This is a genomic window from Labilibacter marinus (genome assembly GCF_001659685.2).
Lineage (GTDB): Bacteria > Bacteroidota > Bacteroidia > Bacteroidales > Marinilabiliaceae > Saccharicrinis > Saccharicrinis marinus.
The window spans coordinates 1-22,829 of sequence record NZ_LXYE02000003.1 but is presented as its reverse complement, the minus strand read 5'-3'; the positions used below and the strand labels follow the sequence as shown (position 1 = coordinate 22,829).

11 protein-coding genes and 1 other RNA gene are annotated in these 22,829 nt (G+C 36.3%); 2 read left to right on the top strand and 10 right to left on the bottom strand.

Annotation, left to right across the window (positions count from 1 at the left end; translation table 11 throughout):
* Positions 1-70: 70 nt before the first annotated feature.
* From A8L32_RS02370 to A8L32_RS02325, 10 genes are all read right to left on the bottom strand, one after another.
* The gene (locus A8L32_RS02370) at positions 71-1,234 is read right to left on the bottom strand and encodes an iron-containing alcohol dehydrogenase (protein WP_075589973.1); all 1,164 of its coding nucleotides are present in this window, start codon (positions 1,232-1,234) and stop codon (positions 71-73) included.
* Between the two features lie 196 nt (positions 1,235-1,430).
* Positions 1,431-2,750, bottom strand: coding sequence for a YihY/virulence factor BrkB family protein (locus tag A8L32_RS02365; RefSeq protein WP_075589972.1), 1,320 nt, complete (start codon positions 2,748-2,750; stop codon positions 1,431-1,433).
* Between the two features lie 43 nt (positions 2,751-2,793).
* An RNA gene (rnpB, locus tag A8L32_RS02360) (RNase P RNA component class A) lies at positions 2,794-3,166 on the bottom strand.
* Between the two features lie 52 nt (positions 3,167-3,218).
* Positions 3,219-3,848, bottom strand: a complete 630-nt coding sequence (locus tag A8L32_RS02355) for a hypothetical protein (protein ID WP_075589971.1) — start codon at positions 3,846-3,848, stop codon at positions 3,219-3,221.
* Positions 3,849-3,863: 15 nt separating this feature from the next.
* Positions 3,864-5,858 (bottom strand): OmpA family protein, encoded by a 1,995-nt coding sequence (locus A8L32_RS02350; RefSeq protein WP_083631146.1) that lies wholly within the window; start codon positions 5,856-5,858, stop codon positions 3,864-3,866.
* 146 nt (positions 5,859-6,004) lie between these two features.
* The gene (locus A8L32_RS02345; protein ID WP_075589970.1) at positions 6,005-6,934 is read right to left on the bottom strand and encodes a PorP/SprF family type IX secretion system membrane protein; all 930 of its coding nucleotides are present in this window, start codon (positions 6,932-6,934) and stop codon (positions 6,005-6,007) included.
* Positions 6,935-6,986: 52 nt separating this feature from the next.
* Complete coding sequence (locus A8L32_RS02340; protein WP_143524998.1) at positions 6,987-15,929, bottom strand: gliding motility-associated C-terminal domain-containing protein; 8,943 nt, start codon at positions 15,927-15,929, stop codon at positions 6,987-6,989.
* Between the two features lie 471 nt (positions 15,930-16,400).
* The gene (locus A8L32_RS02335; protein WP_075589968.1) at positions 16,401-17,057 is read right to left on the bottom strand and encodes a hypothetical protein; all 657 of its coding nucleotides are present in this window, start codon (positions 17,055-17,057) and stop codon (positions 16,401-16,403) included.
* A 432-nt stretch (positions 17,058-17,489) separates the two neighbouring features.
* On the bottom strand, positions 17,490-18,494 hold the full coding sequence (locus tag A8L32_RS02330) for a Smr/MutS family protein (protein ID WP_075589967.1): 1,005 nt from the start codon (positions 18,492-18,494) through the stop codon (positions 17,490-17,492).
* A gap of 255 nt (positions 18,495-18,749) precedes the next feature.
* Positions 18,750-19,409, bottom strand: coding sequence for a hypothetical protein (locus A8L32_RS02325; protein WP_075589966.1), 660 nt, complete (start codon positions 19,407-19,409; stop codon positions 18,750-18,752).
* 201 nt (positions 19,410-19,610) lie between these two features.
* On the opposite strand from A8L32_RS02325, the gene A8L32_RS02320 reads away from it, so the two are divergent.
* Together A8L32_RS02320 and A8L32_RS02315 are read left to right on the top strand one after the other, a co-directional pair.
* Positions 19,611-20,816 (top strand): S-adenosylmethionine:tRNA ribosyltransferase-isomerase, encoded by a 1,206-nt coding sequence (locus tag A8L32_RS02320; protein WP_075589965.1) that lies wholly within the window; start codon positions 19,611-19,613, stop codon positions 20,814-20,816.
* Positions 20,817-21,111: 295 nt separating this feature from the next.
* Positions 21,112-22,650, top strand: a complete 1,539-nt coding sequence (locus A8L32_RS02315) for an AbgT family transporter (protein WP_075589964.1) — start codon at positions 21,112-21,114, stop codon at positions 22,648-22,650.
* Positions 22,651-22,829 lie beyond the last annotated feature (179 nt).

Here is a 22,829-nt window from a genome sequence, read left to right as displayed (position 1 = left end):
TAGGGATAAACAATGCTTTCTCAACAAAAAAGATGCCTAAATTAAGATAAACTCAGGCATCTATATAAAATTATTTGCTTAACTCTAATATTTCGGTAACTGCAACATCATTTAATCTTCGAAAATAACCTATAGGTCCAAATTTACAGGCTTTCTCTCCCATCTTTTTAAAATGTTCTTCCGGAATATTTACTTCTGAAAGTTTCGCTGGCATATCTAAAGAACTAAAAAATGCCCTGATAGCATCTATCGTTTTATTTGCAGCCAATACTTCATCCTCTTCCTTAATTCCAAATACATTTCTTCCTAATCGTGCAAATTTAAAAGCATTACGCTCATTTAAAACAAACTTCATCCAATTAGGAAATAAAATGGCGAGACCCACACCATGGGTTAAATCGTAAATAGCACTTACTTCGTGTTCAATCATATGCGTACCCCAATCCCCCATCATTTTGCCTGTCCCTGTTAATCCATTTAAAGCAAGGCTTGACGCCCACATTAAATTAGCTCGTGCTTGGTAATTCTCTGGTTCTGCCAAAGCAATAGGTCCTTCATTAATACAAGTTTTTAAGATACCCTCTGCAATATTATCCTGCAGTTCAGTACCCATATCCGGTGTAAAATACTGTTCAAATACATGACTCATGATATCTACTACACCAGAAGCAGTTTGATATTTGTTTACAGAAAAAGTCAACGTAGGGTCTAAAACGGAAAATTTAGGTTTTAAAGATTCACTACTTATAGGTAGTTTCTCTTGCGTTTCATCATTAGTAACCACCGAACCACCATTCATCTCGGAACCTGTAGCGGCAAGTGTTAATACTGTTCCAATCGGAAGGGCATCTTCAACCTTTGCTTTTCGGATATAAAAATCCCACACATCACCTTCATACTTAACTCCAGCCGCAATAGCCTTAGAACCATCGATAATACTTCCTCCTCCAAGGGCTAATATAAAATCAATATCATTCTCCTTACAAATACTGATGCCTTTCTTTACACTCTCTAATCGCGGATTAGGTTGTATTCCGCCAAGTTCACTAACCTTTATGTCATTATCTGCAAGAATCGTTTTAACCTTCTCAAGCAATCCACTTTTTATCACAGAGCCTTGTCCGTAAGTAATTAAAACGTGCTTGCCATAATTTAAAATCTCCCCAGCTATTTCATTTATTTTATTTTTACCGAATAATATTTTAGTACTTGTATGGTAATTGAAATTCTTCATGCTTTTATTTTTTTTAATATTGCGGTCTAAATTAACGAACCCAATTTATATTATCAAGTAGAAATACTGAGAATAGAAGGATGCATTGGAACTAAAGTGTAGAAACTAAACAATACCACTATCTATTACAAAAACAATATATGTATTGATGTATTTGTACAAAATAGGAAGCCTGTCTTTTTAATGTATGTATATTTTACAAATCCTTCAACAAAACATTACTTTCAGCATTGCCTCTAAGTTCCTTAAAGCGTTTAACAACTTCTCTTACTTTAACTAGGCTCTCTGTTTCTTCAAAGTGAATATTGCTACTTCCCGTAGTTTCTAACATATTTAGTACAGTAGATACCTTTAGTTGATTAATATCTTTTGCAGGTTGATATGCCGTTTCCTTCGATATATCTGCTGTTACTTCGATAAGCACTTTCGATTTAACCAAATCAAAGACAATCTCATTAATTAAACGGATGGGTATTTTAAGGTCTTTAGAAAGCTCTAAAGAAGTATATGGCTCCATGCCATTTTCAAACCTTTTTATGGTATTATAAGATACTAGAAGAGCGACTACCCTTTTGTACTCCATACTAACATTCTTAGTATCAGCTTCAAATTCATAACTACTTACATTTTGCATGGCAAAAGATATCTCAGCTCCAAACATTACAATTAACCAACTAGATTGCATCCAAATTAAAAATAATGGCAAGGCGGCAAAACTACCATACAGAGCACTGGTTCTGGAAACTCCTACCATAAAATTAATAAAGACATATTGAAGCAATTGAAACAATACCCCAGCAACAATACCTCCAACTAAAGCAGATACAAAATTTACTTTTGTATTAGGCATGATAAGAATAAGCATTGTAAATACAATACAAATCAATATATATGGCAACGTTGAAGATACTATCTTACCTACATAAGTTAGGGCGGCATAATCGTTAAACTTACCCGAGACAAACACAATCATACTACTACTCGATACCAAAAAAAGAAAAGCTACAATAACTAATGCAATGTAATCTGTAAATTTTCTAGCGAAATTACGAGAACGTTTCACCTCCCATATATCATTAAAACTCTGCTCAATATTACCCAATACATTCATTACCGACCAGAATAATAATACCAGTCCAACCCCAATGATAACACCACTTTTAGCACTTTGCAAATAAACTTCTGCTAGGTCAAGAATGTAGCTCAACACCTCCTCCTGCCCTACCATTCTTTTAGCTAACTCTTCTTTTAAAGTATCACCAAAACCAAAACCAAGCGCAATACCATAAAGCATAGCAACCATTGGGACAACTGACATTAACGAGTAGAAAGTAAGCGCAGAAGCTTTCTGCTGACATTTATCGTAAATAAATCCTTTTATGGCTAGATATAGTATCCTTATTACATTAACTATAATGAGATGCGGTCTAGAAAGTTCGACTTTCTGAATACGCCACATATCTTCGGTAAGGTACTTTATAGCTTTAGATAAGAATGCTTTTAGTTTTTCAAACATGACAATTTACACTTGAATTAACTATCTAAAATAAGAAGAAAAAAAATATAGCAAGTCGATAAGCCGGGTTCTGTCACTCATAAAAGAATGGTCTATCATTTGTCTAAAATTATAATTACTTATAATTTTCAGCAACCTACCCCTTACGACTACTTACGTACCAAAGCGAGCAGCTCTGTATCTTTCGAAATCATAATATATTTGGTCTTGCAATCCATCAGTTGTACGGCTACTCATGTTACCACAAGCACCGGTGAGCTCTTACCTCACCTTTTCACCCTTATCCAACAAAAGCTGGACGGTTATTTTCTGCTACATTACTATACTCTCACGAATATCTTCCCGTTAGGAAGCATGGTGCTCTTTATTGCCCGGACTTTCCTCCTCAATTAAGCGGCGATAGACTGACTTGCTATGATGCAAAAGTAACAAAAAACGGCAAGCATTAGCTTACCGTTGTGTTTTTGTTTATTCAATTTGATAAGGCAAGTAAGCATCTAGTTCTGTAACAAATGCTTTAGGATAGCCTTTTTCTTTAATAGCATCCAATTCTGCTTCGGCATCATCGTAAGAATAATCCCCCCACGTATATCTATAAATTCTATCTTTCAAATAAAATTCTTTTACATTTTCTAAACCTTTAAAATGCGATATATATACCGGAAAACGGAATGCACTTAATTGTATAGTATAACGTTTATTAGGATCTGGTTTAAAACCGGTTCTTTTTACGCCTTGCCCTAAATCGAACTTTGCAGTATTTACTACAAAAGATTGATCATAACCTAAATCCTTATAATAGATAAGCTCTTCCTTTGCTTCGGCATAACTTTTGAAGCTACCTACAGTATATCTTACATAACCATCAGCGCAAGCAAACTCTCTGGCTTTCTCAATATTTTTAAAGAAACCAGGTTCACCAGCAGGTAATTTTAGCGCTATTATCTGAACCGCATAATCAGCAGTCTGCGAAACACTATTTACACTCACAATCTTCTTTGATGTTCTTAAACCCGATAACTTATCTTGGCTATTTTGAGCAATTACAGTTGTAAGGCAAATAACCAATAAAAAGGATAAAATATTATACTTCTTCATCTTTCTTCTTTTAAACTATTTATTAACCCTCCAAACAACAACTTCTATACGCTTGTTCTTTTGTTGCTCTTCTTCACTACAAAGAACTCCTCGTTTACATTTATTTACTAAATACCTTTCACCATAACCCCTTGGAATAGTAGCATTACCATCAACTCCTTTTACCTGAAGCATATTCTCTACCTTTTCTCCCATCGTTTGTGACTTACGTAAATTATCCAACTTACTACCTCTAGCGTCACTGTGCGTATTTAGCTTCACAACAATTTGAGGATTCTTTTGTAAGTACGTTGCCAATCTCTCTAAGGTCTTTTTACTTTCTTCTAATAATTCGGTACCATTATAATAAAGCGTCATTCCGCTAATATCATCTAATACTTCATCATTAAATATCGGGGTTAATGAAATTCCTTTATCATTAATATCATTAATCTCCATAATATTAACAATCATACGTTTTGAGTTATATTCTCCTTCTTTAGAAAACATAATTTCAAATTCTTGACCCTCCTTTTTATATTCATCAGGGATCTCAACACTTACATTTCCATTAGCATTCGAAACTCCAGAAGCTATGACAGCACCCGTGACATCATCAATTATTTGAACATTGATACCTGAGGCAGCATCATTATTAAATGTAGATTTAATCTTTGCAGATAATGATGAAGGAAACTTAGATAAGTCCACTACAGGTTCTTTAACTACAGGTTCCTCAACGGGTAAAGTCGTAATATCTATAACGTCACCAACTTTAGGTTCATCTTTCTCTTCTTTCTGAATATCTACATAAAAAATAACATCCTGATCTCCATTTCCCGAACGGTTACTGGATAAGAAACCTCTTTGGGGATTCTTAGGATTAATACTATAAGCAAAATCATCTTTTTCGGAGTTAAATGGTCGAAGCATATTTACAGGATTCACCCACTTTCCATTAACCATTTCTGCTTTGAAAATATCTAAACCTCCATATCCTAGACGACCATCCGATGAAAAGAATAATTCTCCATCTTTAGATAAATATGGGAATTGCTCATCTTCTGAGGAGTTGATTTCTGGCCCTAAATTTCTTGCCTTTCCATACATACCACCTCGTAAGCGTTCAACACGGTAAATATCTTTACCTCCTATACCTCCTTTTTTATTAGACACAAAATATAAAAACTTGTCATCCGGAGACACTGCAGGGTGAACACAATCATAATCTTCACTATTTATCGGAAGCTCAACCTCTTTACTCCAATCTCCTCCATCATAGGTGACCTTATAAATTTTCAATCGACTATCTCCTTTTACACGTACACTTAGTGTAAAATACATGGTGTTAAAATCAGATGTAAAAGAAATAGCCCCAACATGATAAGGGAATTGAAGTTTCTCCGATAACAACTTTCCTTCTTGAATCTCTTCATTTTTTAAATCTGAATAATATAAATCCAAAAAAGCCTTACCTGTTTTATCTACTTTATTATCGGCACTTTGATCAACCGAAGAATACACTACTCCATCCTTATAGTATTCGATACCGAAAGATTGTCCTCCAGTATAAATGGTGGTTGGATTTACCCTAATGTTAAAATCTATATCCTGATTTTCGCTAGCCCATTCACAAGCCTCAATAAGTTTATTTACCTTATTTGGGTCAGCACCTTCATTTTTAGCTTTTTTATACCAATCTATAGCTTCTGTGTAAAAAGGAAACTGGTGATATATCATCGCAAAAGTTAGCACATCAGTGCCTGTCAACTCATGAGCAATCGGCTCGAATTCCTGATAAGCTTTATTTAAATCATTTAACTGAAAATAGCAATTTCCAATTTTCTTTTTAACTGAGGTAGTTATATTTTCACCAGCTTCTTCAGCTTTGTCATAAGCCTTTAATGCCTGATAAAACTCTCCCTTTTCGTAGAGATTATCTCCTTTTTTTATATTCTTTTGTGCATTTAAAGCTTGTCCCCCAACAAAACACACTAAGAAAAAAACTATGTACCGAGCAATATTCTTCATGATAAAAGATATTTAGTCTGTGATAAGAACTATCGTTCTATTTTTCGTTCCTTAAAGAAACTAGGTCAATGTTTAAGTTAAATCAGTAGTAGTTCTAATATACAGAACCAACTACATATTGTAAAACCTCGTTTGGTTATACAATATTAAAAATATCGTATTGATCTCATACCAGCCCTTTTATTAAAGGTAAAGTCGAACTGAAGACTTATCTCATGAGATCCAAACTTTGCGTATTGATTTATACTACTTAATGAATAATCAAACGAATAACGTACAGTAAACTGCCTATCAATAATATATTCTGCTAAGAAAACAGCCTCTGATATAGAACGATATCCTAGTCCTAACCAAAGCTTCTCCATTAGTAATACATTAGCTGTAACATCAAACTGAAGCGGTGCACCATAAACCTCTCTAAACAATAAGGTAGGTTTTACCTTTACATCCTGCCAATCGAATACATACCCACCATATAAATACATATGCATATTTTTAAAATCAAGTGAGTTTTTGTATAAACTGACATCTTCATCGAAGTTATTAGAAAACATCCTTGGAATGGAAAATCCTGCAAAATAGTTTTCTCCATAAAAGTAGGTACCAAAACCTACATTTAAACCAATTTTTGATTGCTTACCTTCAAACAAAGGGTCACCATATTGTTCCGTAACAGCCTTTGTTCCATCATACACTCTAGAACTAACCCCTAGCTGCAATCCAAACGAAACAAACTTACGCCTATCCACCATTAATTTATATGATACAGAACCGAAAGCATCTAAATTATTAGAAAACCCAACAATATCATTCGTAATACTAACACCTACTCCAAGGTTAGTGTCTTCAATTGCACCATGAACATTTAATGCTTGCGTCATTGGTGCACCTTCAAAACCTACCCATTGACTTCGATGAATAAGCAAACCACTTATTACATCCCTCGTACCATTATAAGCGGGATTTAACAATCCCTGATTAGCAATATAATGGTTGAATTGTGCCATATCTTGCCCATAAGAGATGCTTGTTACTAAAAGCAACACTATGCCTATGATTATTCTTTTTAATTGCATATATATCATGGTCAATTTTATATCTCAATATTTAACTCTACATTAACAAGTATTACCTTCTTAACTCTATATATCCGTTATACTCTTTCTTCTCAACAGCTCCATCAATATTAACTTCCACAACAAAAACATAGTAATAAGTTCCATTAGGTAAGTCAGCACCAATAGAAACCATACTAGCTTCGGTAGAAGTTCCATCCCACCACTGATCATCTTCACCATAAGTATTCCCTTTAGATCGATACACTAACGTACCCCATCTATTAAATACCTCAAGGCTAGATTTTTCTGCTTGAACTCCATTCTTATTAATACCTGTTATCCTAAAGTAATCATTAAAATCATCTCCATTAGGCGAAAATGCATTAGGTATTAAGAATGTTCTATCATCATCTATTTCTTTATTTCCAACATAAAAATAAACAATTGCTTCGTCGCTTCTGTAGCTATAGTCTCTATTTCTAACAGTATACCTTATAGAATCAAGCCCAAAGAATCCTGGTAATTTTTCATAAGTTAAAATTCCTGTTATGCTATCAATAGCAGCCACACCGATAACTTTAACCAAATCTCCATTTTCATCTAAAGCAGGATTACCGTCATCCCCAATAAAGCCATCAACAAGATTAAATCTTATATTGCCTTCATCGCCTCCAGTACCAATTTCATCAATTGCAATATTAAAGATATCATTGAAGCCAACGTCTACACTACCAATTAAACTACCTTTTTCCATACTTACACTATCGTTTCGTGCAATTAAAGGAGAGTCATAGAATAATACATCATCATCCATCCAAACAACACAACCAGTAACTGGATTAGTGGCTTGAACATAGTAACTACCTCCAATTAGTATATCTTCATCGTCGAAATTAATTGGATTTCCATCACCTACCTTAACACTACCAATAGGATTGGTAATATCAAAGTCCTTATATAAACTATATTCAATTCCTAATTCGCTATTATCCATTATTACATAATCTCCCACATAACAATCACCACCATCCGGTGTTGAACATGAAAGTAAATAAGTAGATTCTGGTAATTCTAGCATTGTGATATCTATTGAAGTTCCATAATCAATAGAACAACCCGTTGTAAACAATGTAGCTCTTACTACATAACTACCTTGTCCATAATTTTTATTAAACACTTCTCTATTACCTGTTCCATTGATAAAATCAAGCGTACTTCCACTTACATTATCAATTAATAAATATCCCACATCAACTTGAGTTGTTTCAATTCCGATTGTAACACTATCAGTTGCATAACAGTATTCAATAACACCAGAATTACCATTCAACTCAGTAAATACAATAAATGGATCAGGTGATTCACTATAAATAACTTGCTGCGTACCCATAGATTTATCACAAGCTCCACTAGCAGACATTGCAATTACTTCATAGATTTCACTAGTAGCACCTGGCTCATTTACTAACCAGGAAACTGGATCTCTATCTGCTCCTGTAATCGTATCAAGGATTGGTCCAACTGAAGATTCTATTCTATAACTTCTACCTGGTTCAAAATCCTCTAGAAAAACCATTACATCAACAGCTCCACAAACCCTAGTATTATCAACCAGAACATTATGATCTGTAGGTTCTGACTCCTGCACTATATCTACAGTATTACCACCATTGGTAATAGACTCACAGGCATCTCCTCCTCTTGTTTTCCAAATAGTATAAGAACCTGCAGTAAGAATATTTGGAAAAATTAATTCCTCAGGTGTAGCCACATCAATATTAGTTCCCACTACCTCTGACATCACATTGTTACTTGCATCACGAACTTGATAAGTTACATCTAATTCATTATTTGTCAACTTAAGCTCAACACCAGAAGCACTGCCACAATAGGTTGTCTCAATAGTTGGATCTATAACTTGATCTAATGGTGCTACTACTTCTGCAACAACAACACTACCATTCATATTTGAGGTACAACCCTTATCACTAATTGCCATAAATGTATAAGTACCTTCCGTGTTTACTATATATTTTAATGAATCATTATCAACTCTACCTGGAATAGTGGTTACAACCGTTAACATTCCTGAACCATCATCAACTTGCAATCTATACGTATATGTATCTTCGGAAGCTACAAGACCAATTAAAGCACCATCAGCTGCTAAATCACACGTCTGTCCTGACCCAAACATTGGGTAAGCAATTGGTAAATCGTTAATATTTAAATCAACTCTATTGGCCATTTCTAAATCACAAGTACCTGCAATGACACCACGCACATAATATTCACCTTCATTAATAACTGGCCCAAATGTTAATGGAAGACCTGTTCCTGGAAGTTCTTCAGTAAATGCGCCATCTCCTGTTCTCCACAGCTGATAATTTACACCTGCTTCAGTATTGGCTAAACCAAAACTCACACCTGGATCACCGTTACATATCTCACCTGTTCCTGTTACAGTTTGTCGCTCTATAACTCCTGGAACATCTACAAAAATAGTTGAAGTTGTATAGATAGAGCATCCATCTCTAACAGCCTGTAGCGCATATGTCGCATTTTTATCCACCACTCTTTCTGCAAAACCTAAATCGTTTCCATCACCAATGATTGGATTAACATCTGGATTTTCAAAATATAATCCACCTACAACTTTAACTAAGGTATATTCCACTCCGAGCTCTGAACTTTCTACATATAAAGAGTCCCCATTATCACACCCTGTACCTAAATCACCTAAAGAAAGTACTACATCTACTGGTAAAAGTTTTTCTGTAATGGAATAAGTATTATTCATTACACTCATACAAGAAGTAATACCATCTGTACGTCTCGCAATTATTTCATAATCGCCAGTAGCCGTAATAGTAAAGTCTAATCTACTTCCATTACCACTTTGCCAAGCACCTATATTTGCTGGCGCAGCAATATCTCTCCACGTATACTCAACATCTGCTTCTGAGAAATTAATATATATGATAGCTGATTCACCTGTACAATATTCGTCATCATCATTTAAGGCATCATAAACTACAGGTAATGGATCTATCACAACCTGAATATTATTGCTCATATTATTAACACAACCAACTTCTGGAACCATAGCCGATACAGAGTAAACACCTTCTGTAGTAAATGGCCCTGTAAATGTTAATAATGCACCTGGTGTAGGTCCGCCAGTTAGTGTTTCAATAAATGTAGCATCTCTAAACAAACTATATTCAACACCAACCTCTTGTCCTTCAACACTAATATTAACTCCAACATCACCAATACAATAATGACCACTGGTATTATCTACCACATTATCGCTTACAACATTAAAGGCAATTGGTAAATCAATAATACTAACGATAGCAGATCCATTCATCGGGAACTGACAGCCTGAAGCGGACTCTACCCTAACTGTATAAGTCCCTTCTGTGGTTAAGGTGCCAAACGAAATTGCTCCATTTGCTCCTGGAACAGAAACGCCAGTATCGGTACCATCTAAATATAATTTATAATTTACTGTATTATCCAATGAACCATCTAATACCAACTCTACGCCAGAACTTCCAGCACAATATCTTCCATCCGTTGGGTCTGAAGGATCTGCAGGAGAAACAACAGATAAATTAAAGGCAACATCTGAACCATCACCTTGTATTTCAAAGGTTCCATTCATATCACTCGTACATGTTGTACTAGGATTTTCTGCAACAACTGTATATGTTCCAATACCCAATTGAGCACTAAAATCTAATTGTCCGTTTACACCTACCAATGTTTCCACGGGAGTATCATCTAATTCTAATATATAATTAATAGTTGCATCCGAATTTTGTAACGAGACAATATGCCCAGCTCCACCATTACAACCAATTTCAGTCCCCGTTGTAGTAAGGTCATAAATTACTGGTAAAGAATTCTCAACAACATCAATCCTATTATTCATTTCAACTCTTCCAGTAGGAACTGCAGTATAAAATGCTTCAACTCTATATTCGTCGTTTCCTAATATATCATCCCATTGAACAGGATTACCAACTGCGCTATCAAACATAATAGACGGTTCTACCTTGCTATTATCTGAAGTTCTAAACATCTCATACGTTATACCATGTTGCGGAGTATCTACATAGATGCTTACTCCACCATCTCCCTCACAATACTCAGGTCCAGTAGTTAATACATCCAATGGTAGTATACCTTCTAAAATAGAAACAGTTAGATCAGCAGAGGCCATACAATCATTTCCATCATATACATCAACACTAACAATATCTCCGTCAACAAGCGTACTGACATTATAAGTATCATCTACACTTCTGCCTTGTACAACAACATTATTAACTGAGAATTCATACTCCGTTCCTCCTGAACCTGTAAAAATAATCTCAGTACCTGCGATTACGGTCGAACCTGGGCTAGCATTGATCGCAGCAACTGGTAACGCATTAACCGTTATAGCTGGTCGAGCAGCGTCTGCAAAACAAGAGGTAGCTGTATAACTAACTCTTACTGAAACAATATCTCCATCATTTAAAGTAGTTGTTACAAAACTAGAGTTATTATTAGGTCCTTGAACACTTGTTACTGTTCCTAACGCATCTTCAATAAACCATTCATAAGTATCACCACCACCTGCAGTGTAAGTAACTTCATCTGTGGCACAAATTATATTATCTACATCTGAACTTATTAAAGTTGGGATAGGAATTAAATTAACAGTAACTACAATTCCACCGTGTGTAGCCGTACATCCAAATGCATCTGTTATTTCTAGCGAAACATTTTGACCATTAGTTAAAGTTGACGTTCTAAATTCATCAGATGCTCCATCTTGCTGACTTAATCCATCCACAAAGAAATTATAATTTACACCACCTGTTCCTGTAAACACAACTTCTTCATTTTCACAAATGATTGTTTTGTCTGCAGTTAACCCAGCAACTGGCTTACTAATAACTATATCAATAACATTACTAGCAACTTCACAGCTATTGCCATCGCGTATTTCTACATATACACTAAAATCATCTGTTGAAGAATGACTAAAAGTAGCCGTTGAACTAAAACTGCCTTGCGGATTGAAAATTCCACCTGTACCTACATAGAATAAATAAGTGAACGGACCGTTACCCGTAGCACTTGCTGTAAAATCAACCGTTTCATTTTCACATACTGTTGTCCTTCCCACATTATCTAAAACTAAACTTGGAGTTGGTAGTGGGTTAACCGTAATGGTTACACCAGTTGAAGTTCCCGAACAAGTACCTGTATATGCTGTTACGGAAATAACATCTCCATCAGTAAACACATCTGTACTATACGTATTAGAAGGACTATCTTGCAAAATATCCGTTCCATTTCTTAAGAAAACATATCTTCCATAACCAGTAGTTGCAGAAAAGTCAACACTCTGACCTGCGCAAATTGTATTACTTCCTCCGGCACTAACAATAGTTAAAACAGGAACCGGATTAGCAACTACGGTCATAATTATACTTGGTGAAGTATCATCGCAAGTTGTTGTAAGATCTGTAATTATAACATAAACCTGATCTCCATCTTGCAATGCGGATGTAGTGTAGGTAATGCCTGTACCATTTTGAACCGAAGTATCCGATGCTCCACGCACTAAATGGAAATCGTAATTGAAATTAGGCGAAGGATCTGTACTTGTTCCCGCAGCATTAAAGGTTACTGCAGTACCCGCACAAATTGTTGACACCCCAGGACTTGGAGCGCTAACGCTAATATTTGCAGTTACTGTATTTACAATAACATCGGTAGTTGCTGATGCTGAACATCCGTTGGCATCAGTACCCACCATAGTATAAGTTCCTGCACCTGCTAAACCAATTGGATTAATCGTTGGATTTTGCGCTACACTTGTAAAACTATTAGGACCTGTCCAAGAATAAGTTAGACTTCCTGGCCCTCCTGTTAAATTAACTGCTTCTACATCACAAGCTGGACTATCATTACCTGCTGTTACTATCGGTAAACTTTCAATTACAACATTCTGTGTTACCTCATCACTAGAACAACCTGAATTACCTTCAACTATAACACCATACGTACCTGCATCAGCCACTAAAGCCGGGTCAATTGTAAGTGTTGATGCGTTTTCACCAAGAATAGTTGAACCATCCTTCGTCCATACATAATTAACATAACTACCACTTCCTCCTGCCGCTGTAGCAGTTAATACTAGGCTAGTATTTAAACAAACTGGACTATTATACCCTAAACTTACTGTTGGTTTACTATTAACAGATACCGTAACCAGATCTGTACCAGCTGTAGAACAGCCGTTATCGTCCGTCACAGTAACAAAATAATCTCCAGCATTTGCGGGAACTGCTGCAGCTATTACGGCATTTTGCGTTGTGGCTGTAAACCCATTTGGACCTGTCCATGAAAAACCTGTATATGTACCAGAACCTCCTGCAGGAGTAGAACTTAAATTAATTGCTAAACCTTCGCAAACAGGACTATTACTTGTCGCAGCTATAGTAGGATTACTATTTACTACAACAGTTGTTGTCATGATTTGCTCACAAGTATTACCATCAGTCACCCTTAATGTATATACACCCGCATCCGCCAACGAAATATTAGTTAAGGCTGGATCTTGAACAGAACTTGAAAAACTATCAGGTCCAGTCCATGCGTATGTTAATCCGTTAGGGCCACCTGATAAATTTATAGTTTCGCCTTCACATGCAGGACCATCGTTACCCGCTGTAGGAATTGGTAAAGTATGTATTATTACGGCTGCAGTAGACTCATCACTCACACAACCTGAATTATCTGTTACAATAACACCATAAGTTCCTGCATCTCCTGCTACTGTCGGGTCAATTGTTAAAGTAGCGCCTGTTTCTCCAGCTATTGGTGCAGAATCCTTTGTCCAAGCATAACTTGCATAGGTTCCACTACCACCTGCTGGAGTAGCCGTCAATACCAAATCATTCCCTTCACAAACTGGTGCATTATAACCAACACTAACCGTAGGACGGTTATTAACTAAAACGTTTACTAGGTCTGTTCCATCTGTAGAACAGCCATTATCATCAGTTACAGCAACGAAGTAATCCCCAGAATTCACAAGAGCTGCAGTAGCTATAACCGCATTTTGGGTATTGGCAGTAAATCCATTAGGGCCAGTCCACGAATAACCTGTGTAAATTCCAGAACCTCCAGCTGGAGTTGAACTTAAATTTAATGGGCTTCCTTGACAAACAGGACTATTACTTGCTGCGACGATAGTAGGATTACTATTTACAACAACTGTAGTAGTGATAGATTGCTCACAAGTATTTCCATCTGTAACCATTAATGTATACACACCAGCATCTGCCAATGTAACATTAGTTAAAGCTGGGTTTTGGATAGCACTTGAAAAACTACCTGGCCCAGTCCATGTATATGTTAATCCATTTGGCCCACCTGATAAATTTACAGTTTCGCCTTCACATGCAGGACCATCATTACTTGCCGTAGGAATTGGTAAAGTATGTATTATTACGGCCGTAGTAGATTCATCACTCACACAACCTGAATTATCTGTTACAACAACGCCATAAGTTCCTGCATCTGCTGCAGCCGTCGGGTCTATTGTTAAAGTAGCTCCCGTTTCTCCAGCTATTGGAGCAGTATCCTTTGTCCAAGCATAACTCGTATAGGTTCCACTCCCACCCGCAGGTGTAGCTGTTAATACTAAATCCGTTCCCTCACAAACAGGAGAGTTATATACCACACTTACTGTTGGACGGTCGCTTATAACTACAGTTGTAAAATCTGTAGCATCACTTAAACAACCATTATTATCTGCTACTGTCACAAAGTAGTCTCCAGCATTTACCGCTGAAGAACCAACAATAACAGCATTTTGCGCACTTGAGGTGAAACCATTTGGACCTGTCCATGAAAAACTAGAGTAGGTACCCGAACCTCCCAATGGAGTAGAAGTTAAATTTATATCACTACCATCACATACAGGACTGTTACTTCCAGCAGTAATAGTAGGGTTCGTATTTACAATAACATCAACACTTTCCACATCAGAACAACCTGTTACTGTATTTGTACCTGTAACAGTATAAGTTGTAGTTACAGAAGGACTAACATCCCAAGTTGCTCCAGCCTGTGTATTTGTACCATCCGTCCATTGATAGCTCATATTACCCGTACCATCCATATCGCTGGTAGCAGATAGATTGGCCGTTTGACCTTCACAAATAGTTTGATCAAGACCTGGATCTACAATTGGATTACTATTTACAGTAACCTCTGCGCTCCCAGTCATTACGGCTGTACACGAATTCTCTACTGCATTTCGGGCCTCAACCGTATAAGTACCAGCCGCACCTACAGTAAAATCCAAGCTATTACCTGTTCCTGCAACCGGCACACCAGAAACAAGAACAGTATTTCTATACAAAAAATACTCCATACCCACCTCTGAATCATCTAGAGTTAAGTCAACTGGAGTACCTGAACAAACTACTGCATCACTACCAAAATTATAAGCTGTAGGGTTTTTCTGAACGTAAGTATAATCATAATCCGCATCTATAACCCCCACACCATCAAATTGCTCATAACTAAACACTACAGGAATTCCATGATATGCTTCTGGAACTACTGACGGATCGAACTGCACCCCATTATTAGGAGCAGCACCTATGGAAGTAACCCAACCTGGATGCTCTTCGTAAGTTGGTCCATTACCTGTATATATTGTCCAAATAATATTAGCTGTAGAACCTTGGAGGTTGGCAGGGTCAATATAAATATCCGCCGTACCACCTTGCGTACAATAAATATTTCCTAAACTAGGAATTACATTTCTACCTCCTTTTAAGTTAGGCAATCCGTAATATTTAGCAATCTCTACCTTATTGGCATCTTTCCCTGGCTTCTTATACCCTTGTGCCAACAAACTATTTTCAACTGACAAAAAGCCAATTGAACAAATAATTAGGATACCTATAAATCGGTTTAAGTTTTTCATCATAACTATGAATATAATGACTCCTGGTTCTTTATTTCTTTTTTTATACTAATGCTGTAAAATGACAAAGCGCTACCAAGGTCCCAATCTGGCAACGTTAAATTCAAGATTTTATTAATCTTTCTCGATTTAATCATCTTATAAAATTATCATTTCACATAAGCCCTGTTACACAACCAACAAAGCACTTTACACACAAAAGCAGCATACAACACCGCTTTAATTTGATCCCTAGCCTCTTACAGCCACCACCAACGCGTATTTTCAACATCACACATTGATACTCCCATTTTGTACGGACAAAAGGATCTTTAGTTTCAATCAATTATTATATCAAACTTACTTTTTTGTCAAACACCGCATTCTTCTCTCCAACTACCAAACGCCCTCCACTAACTCACCTTGCGACCTCAAAGCCTATATCTCAAACTAATTTTTATTTATCAGAATGAAACCACAAAACACTTCATTTCTTTACGCACCAATTGCCTGCTTTATTAACTTGCCCACTTTGGGGTTTTCATCCATGGCAATTCGGGCTACTTTTATATAACTACTTAACCAATGCTGCATCACCACAGTCTCTTTTTTAATTTTATGATTAAGCATACGAACTACCCCTGTAATTTTAATACACTCCGAAGACAAACTATTTAATTCATCCACCTTTTGCTGCACAAGTTTCACTTCAGCTTTAGTAACTCCGTATCCCTTTAATGCTTTTACATATTCTGCATTAGCTAATACGTTATTTACAAATACCACTACTTGCGCCAGCCATTTTTCGTAGGTACGTGCCCTGGCCCCCATCAACAACAATGACTCCTGAGCCTCTACATCATCTATAAAAGCAATGCGCGAAAGCTTAAGAAACTTCATATATTTTTTATGAATTTCGGTCTGGAGCGTTTTCTTTTGGGCAAACATGGTCTTTTTTAAGCCATTCTTTTTATTCACCTCATCATTTAGCCTTTCTAACTCCTCCGCCATCTTCTTTCCTTCGGCCAGCTTTACACTATCGTACCCATAACCTTTTACAACATTACGAATATCCTCAACATTGATACTCATTGAAGTTATATCCCTTAATTTATAAAGGTAATCTACTTTCGTATGTTTAGTATAATGCATATATAATTTAATTTACACTGTATAATTCCTATACAATTATAGCTATTATATCAAATTCAATAACAAATAAAGAATATTTAAATTTTATAAACAAATTATTAACATCTTATTTTCTATTGGAGTAATCGTATTTTGATTTGTATTATATCATTATTATTTAGGATTAATTAAATTAACCTTAGCAAAGCTCATTATATAATAAGTATAATGGTTTATTCAATAATAATGCTACATTTCAAAATTAGATAGAATATATACTCATACCGATTCAAGTTTACAATTTATTGACTTACTATTTATAAAATCAGTAGCTTACATTTTTATTTAAGAAAGCATATATTGACCAATAAAAAAGGCCTATCTCGATGAGACAGGCCTTTAGGCTATAATATGCTAGCTATTTACGCTAACAATCTATGTATTTTTATATTACTAGATAGTAACCATCGTGGCTCCGTATCCATACTCCTTAAAAGAAGCATCTTGATACGAATGCCAGGTGTATTTTTTGCTTAAACTCTTTAAAATTTCAGATTTCAGCACACCATTTCCTTTGCCATGAATAAAAACAATCTTTTTATTTTTGTTATTCTTATTCTCATTCATCACCTCATAAAATTTAGCCATCTGATATTCTAACATATCTTTATTAGAAAGCCCTCGGGTATCATCTAGCAATTCATGAATATGCAAATCCACTTCTAAAATGCCATTATTTTCCTTTCTAACTTGCTTTTTCTTGACAGGTACACTTTCCTTTTCTCTAATTACCTTTTTTATATCCTTTGCCGATAGCTCCTCCAGCTTTTGCTCAAAACTTCCCTTTATTAAAGAAACCACTATGGCTTTATCTTGCAAATAATCGTTACAGATATAACTACTGCCCTTAAGGAGTTTTACGCCCGATTGCTTCACCTTTTCAACAATAGGCGGATAAGATGTATAAGCCACACTTTTACGAAAGAGCATTATCTGGCATTCGTACTCCACGCCATCTATATAGTTAATAGCTACATTATCTAAATTGATTTTGGTATTAGGTTCAATAAGACCCTGGTAGGCATTAGTAACCTCCGTTTTATTGAGCCTACCGATGGTATAAAAGGCAAAAAAGTTGGAATCATTAATTAAAAATAGCTTTACATTCCCCGTCAATTCCATATCCCTTACATAGGCCAACATTAACTTCGGCTCTCCCTCATCATCACTTTCCTCAAACTCGTAGGATGAATCCGACTCTACCGAAACACTGCTCGAGGAACCCTGATTAGAGCTATCCGCTTTTTTCTCGACAAGAACCACATCGCTTGGCACTGCAGGTATTTCAAAACCATCTTCATCTAAAACAAACAGAAGCTTGTCACTTTCGGTTCTACTGACTACGCCGCCTCCAACATCATTAAGAAAGCGCACTTTGTCTCCAACTGAGATTTTCATTTTTGAGGTGTATTAAGTTGTTGTTTTTTATCTTTTGCGAATGCTAATTCATCCACTAGGGTATTAAAATTAGCAAAGGATTGCGAATATACAATTTACTGCACCAAGAATGGCTTTAAATTGACTATTGATACGATAAACTGGATGATTATAATTTTTGCACCACTTACTTTTACTAACGAAGATAGATGACCAAAAAAAACGCCCTCTACTCCACAAAGGATAACAGAGGGCGCTCATCACTATTAACCAAACTTACGATTTCACTACTTTCCCTAAGGCCTCTAATAACTGAGGTCTATCCTCCAGCGCAATAGCTGCCACTGCATAAAATTCACTCATCCAATCATCTATTTCATCTAAGGCATTATTTTTTAACTGAGTAGCATCCTGCGACTCTCCTTTTCCTTTCATACAATTAAGCTTATTCACCTCCACTTCTTCAATTAAACCCATAGCCAGGTTCACTCTCTCTGCATCTATTTTCATTTTAGCTAAGCGCTCCAAAACATCAGCATTGTCCGACAACTGACTGTAATACATCTTTATTTCACTCATCACTTGCACGTACTTTAAGGGCACCACATGATTAATGCCTAAAAACTCCAGCAGCGATGCCTCTCGCATAAATTCGGCTTTTGCCTTCTTTCTATCCAACTTATATACTTTTAATAACTCCTTAAACTTTTGCGAAAACACCTTCTGAGCTCTACTCGATTCCTTCCTTTCTTTTTGAGCATCCATTAATGACAGCTCTGCCAAATTAAAAATCTTTTTTCCTTCAGCAATTTTTAGTTCATCGTACCCCAGTTCTTCCATCGCTTCAGCAATTTCTGAGATACTAATCACATTACCTAAGGCGTTTCTGTATTTTTCCATAGTAGCCTCTTCGGTTAAATTCACTTGAGATTTCATGTTATTATTTTTAATAATTACACAATATACAGTCTGATATTAAATACATTAACAAGCATACTGCAAAACCAGATAATTTTAGCTTATTAAATATAATAATATCATTATTAATATCAAACAGGAATTTTAATTTATAATGGAGGAATACTACAGCACATTAATAATTGTTGATTATTTTTGTGCTCGTTTAAAAATAGAGGAATGAATACCAAGGATATTAAAATAGAGGACTACACCTACGAGCTACCCGATGAACGCATCGCAAAATACCCACTTGAGAATCGATCCGATTCAAAGCTTTTAGTTTATGATGGTAAAATTAAGGAAGATAAATTCTGCCATATTGCATCTATTTTACCAGCCAATAGCCTACTATTATTTAATAACACCAAGGTCATTCAGGCTCGATTAATGTTTCAGAAGGCGACTGGTGCTAAAGTTGAAATATTTTGTCTGGAGCCCATAGAACCCGCCGACATATCGATGGCTTTTCAAGTAAAAGAGCGTGCCGTTTGGAAATGCATTGTGGGCAACTCTAAAAAGTGGAAGGATGGCAGCCTAAGCAAAGAGGTTGTTATAAATAATGAGGCTATTGAAATTAGCATCATCAGAAAAGAAACTCAGGAGGATGCCCAGCTTATAGAGTTTAGCTGGAATAATGGCTCTGTTAGCTTTGGCGAACTATTGGATGCTATTGGCAATACTCCCATTCCTCCATACCTTAAAAGAAAGTCCGAAGAGTTAGATACCAAACGTTACCAAACCGTTTATTCCAATCATAAAGGATCGGTTGCCGCTCCTACGGCTGGACTTCATTTTACAGATGAGATTCTGAAAGAAATCAATGACAACAACATAGAAACAGCTCATGTAACACTGCACGTGGGCGCTGGCACTTTTAAACCTGTAAAGTCGGAAGCTATTGGCGACCATGAAATGCACATTGAGCACTTTTTTGTGGATATCAACACCTTAAAATTATTACTGAAATACAAAGGTAATATCACCAGTACTGGAACCACCACCGTTAGAACGTTAGAAAGCCTATACTGGCTAGGCGTTAAGTTATTAAATGGCGATTCAGAACTTTTCATTAACCAATGGGATGCCTACCAACTTCCACAACATTACACATTAGAGGAGGCCATCAACAAGTTAATTGACTATTTGCAACAGAACGAATTAAGTATTTTAGAAAGTCACACTGGAATATTGATTGCACCTGGTTACGAATTCAGAGTGATAGATAGACTGATTACAAATTTCCATCAACCTAACAGCACCTTATTATTGCTAATATCGGCATTTACAAAAGGTGATTCATGGAAGGAGATATACAATTACGCCTTAGATAACGATTTTAGATTCCTGAGCTATGGTGATAGTTCGCTGTTATATAAAGGGTAGTTGCGAAGTTCAGAGGATAGTTTAAAATAGTATTTAGATAGCAGTGGGCAGTATTCAGTAGGCAGTCGAAGTAAATAGCAGGTAGTTAGCAATTCTCAGTGGGCAGTCAATAATAGACAGCATTCAGTAATCAGTTGAAATTCGGCAGTTGGCATTCGGCAGTAGCTTTGTCAATAAAAGATGTTTGAGTTATAGATATTAAATAAAAACATAGGCGTATAGTTTGGTAAACATTTTGTAGTAGATAGACTTCTTAAATAAAGCTTATATTTATAAGGATAAATAAGAATTGACTATGCACAAAACCAAGACTAGTAAAAGGAGTTTTTTAGACATCATATTAAATTGGACTGAAAGAGCTGGGAATGCACTACCTCATCCCGCCACTTTATTTGCACTATTCGCATTATCTACATTATTGATATCTGCATTGGGAAGTTATCTGCAATGGGAAGTTATTCATCCAGGAACGCAAGAGATAGTTAAACCCATCAACCTACTTTCTCACGATGGTATTCATCGTATCATACTTGAAATGGTTGACAATTATACCGGTTTTGCTCCATTAGGAATAGTCCTAGTGGCTATGCTAGGCATTGGCATTGCGGAACAGAGCGGCTTGATTAGTGCCATTATTCGTTTACTAGTTTTAAATACACATAAACGCCTCCTTACATTTATTATCGTTTTTTCTGGGATTCTTTCCAACCTAGCTTCTGATGTGGGGTATGTGTTATTGATACCTTTAGCGGGAGTAATTTTTGCAGCCGTAAATCGTCATCCCATTGCAGGAATGGCCGCTGCTTTTGCAGGAGTTTCAGGAGGATTCAGCGCTAACCTAGTCCTTGGAACAGTAGACCCTTTACTGGCAGGATTATCGCAGGAAGCAGCTCATATTCTTGACCCTAGCTATGTAGTAAACCCAACTGCCAACTATTACTTTATGGTGGCTTCAACATTTATTATAGCTTTTGCAGGCACCTTTGTTACAGAAAAGCTAGTTGAACCTAGGCTAGGAAAATACACCAGCACCTCAGAGACTGAACAGGAAGCTTTTAACCCCTTAAATAAACTAGAGAAAAAGGGTTTATTGTATTCTGGCTTGGTATTATTAGCAGTCATTGCAATTATCTTGTTCGGAATTATACCTAGCAATGGATTTTTACGCGGCGAAGGCGGAGGTTTATTAAACTCACCCCTTATAAAAGGCGTAGTAGCTATGTTGTTGATTGTGGCTGGTTCTATGGGTTTGTGTTACGGCTTTGTTACTAAAACTTTCAGAAACGATGCCGACGTAATGAATGGCATGGCTAAATCGATGAAAACACTGGCTTCTTATTTAGTATTGGTGTTTTTTGCCGCTCAATTTGTGGCCTACTTTAAATGGAGTAATCTTGGAATTATACTCGCCGTAAAAGGAGCTAGCTTGTTAATGGCTGCTGATATTGGCTTAATTCCATTAATGATTTTATTTATACTACTCTCTGCCGCTATTAATATGCTGATGGGAAGTGCATCTGCCAAATGGGCCATACTGGCACCTATTTTTATTCCTATGTTTATGATTATGGGATACTCTCCTGAATTATCTCAGGTAGTATACAGAATTGGAGATAGTGTTACCAACGTCATCTCACCCATGATGAGCTTCTATGCCCTTATTATAGCCTTTGTCCAAAAATACGATCCAAAGTCTGGCATTGGAACCATTATAGCCACTATGCTTCCATATACATTTGTATTTTTATTGGCATGGATACTCTTACTTGTGGTATGGCTGTTTTTTGGTTTGCCTTTAGGTCCTGGAGCAGAAATGTTTTATCAACTACAGTGAACCACCTCGGAGCAAGCCTTGAGGTATTAAACCTTTTGGCGCTGCCAATAAACTATGGAACAAGCAATAAGCTTTGATAGTATTCAAAGGTGTCATTATCAAAATACAGATCATGCAACGACAAAAAAATCCCCGATAAGAATAAATCCTATCGGGGAATATATTTTAGATAAATATTG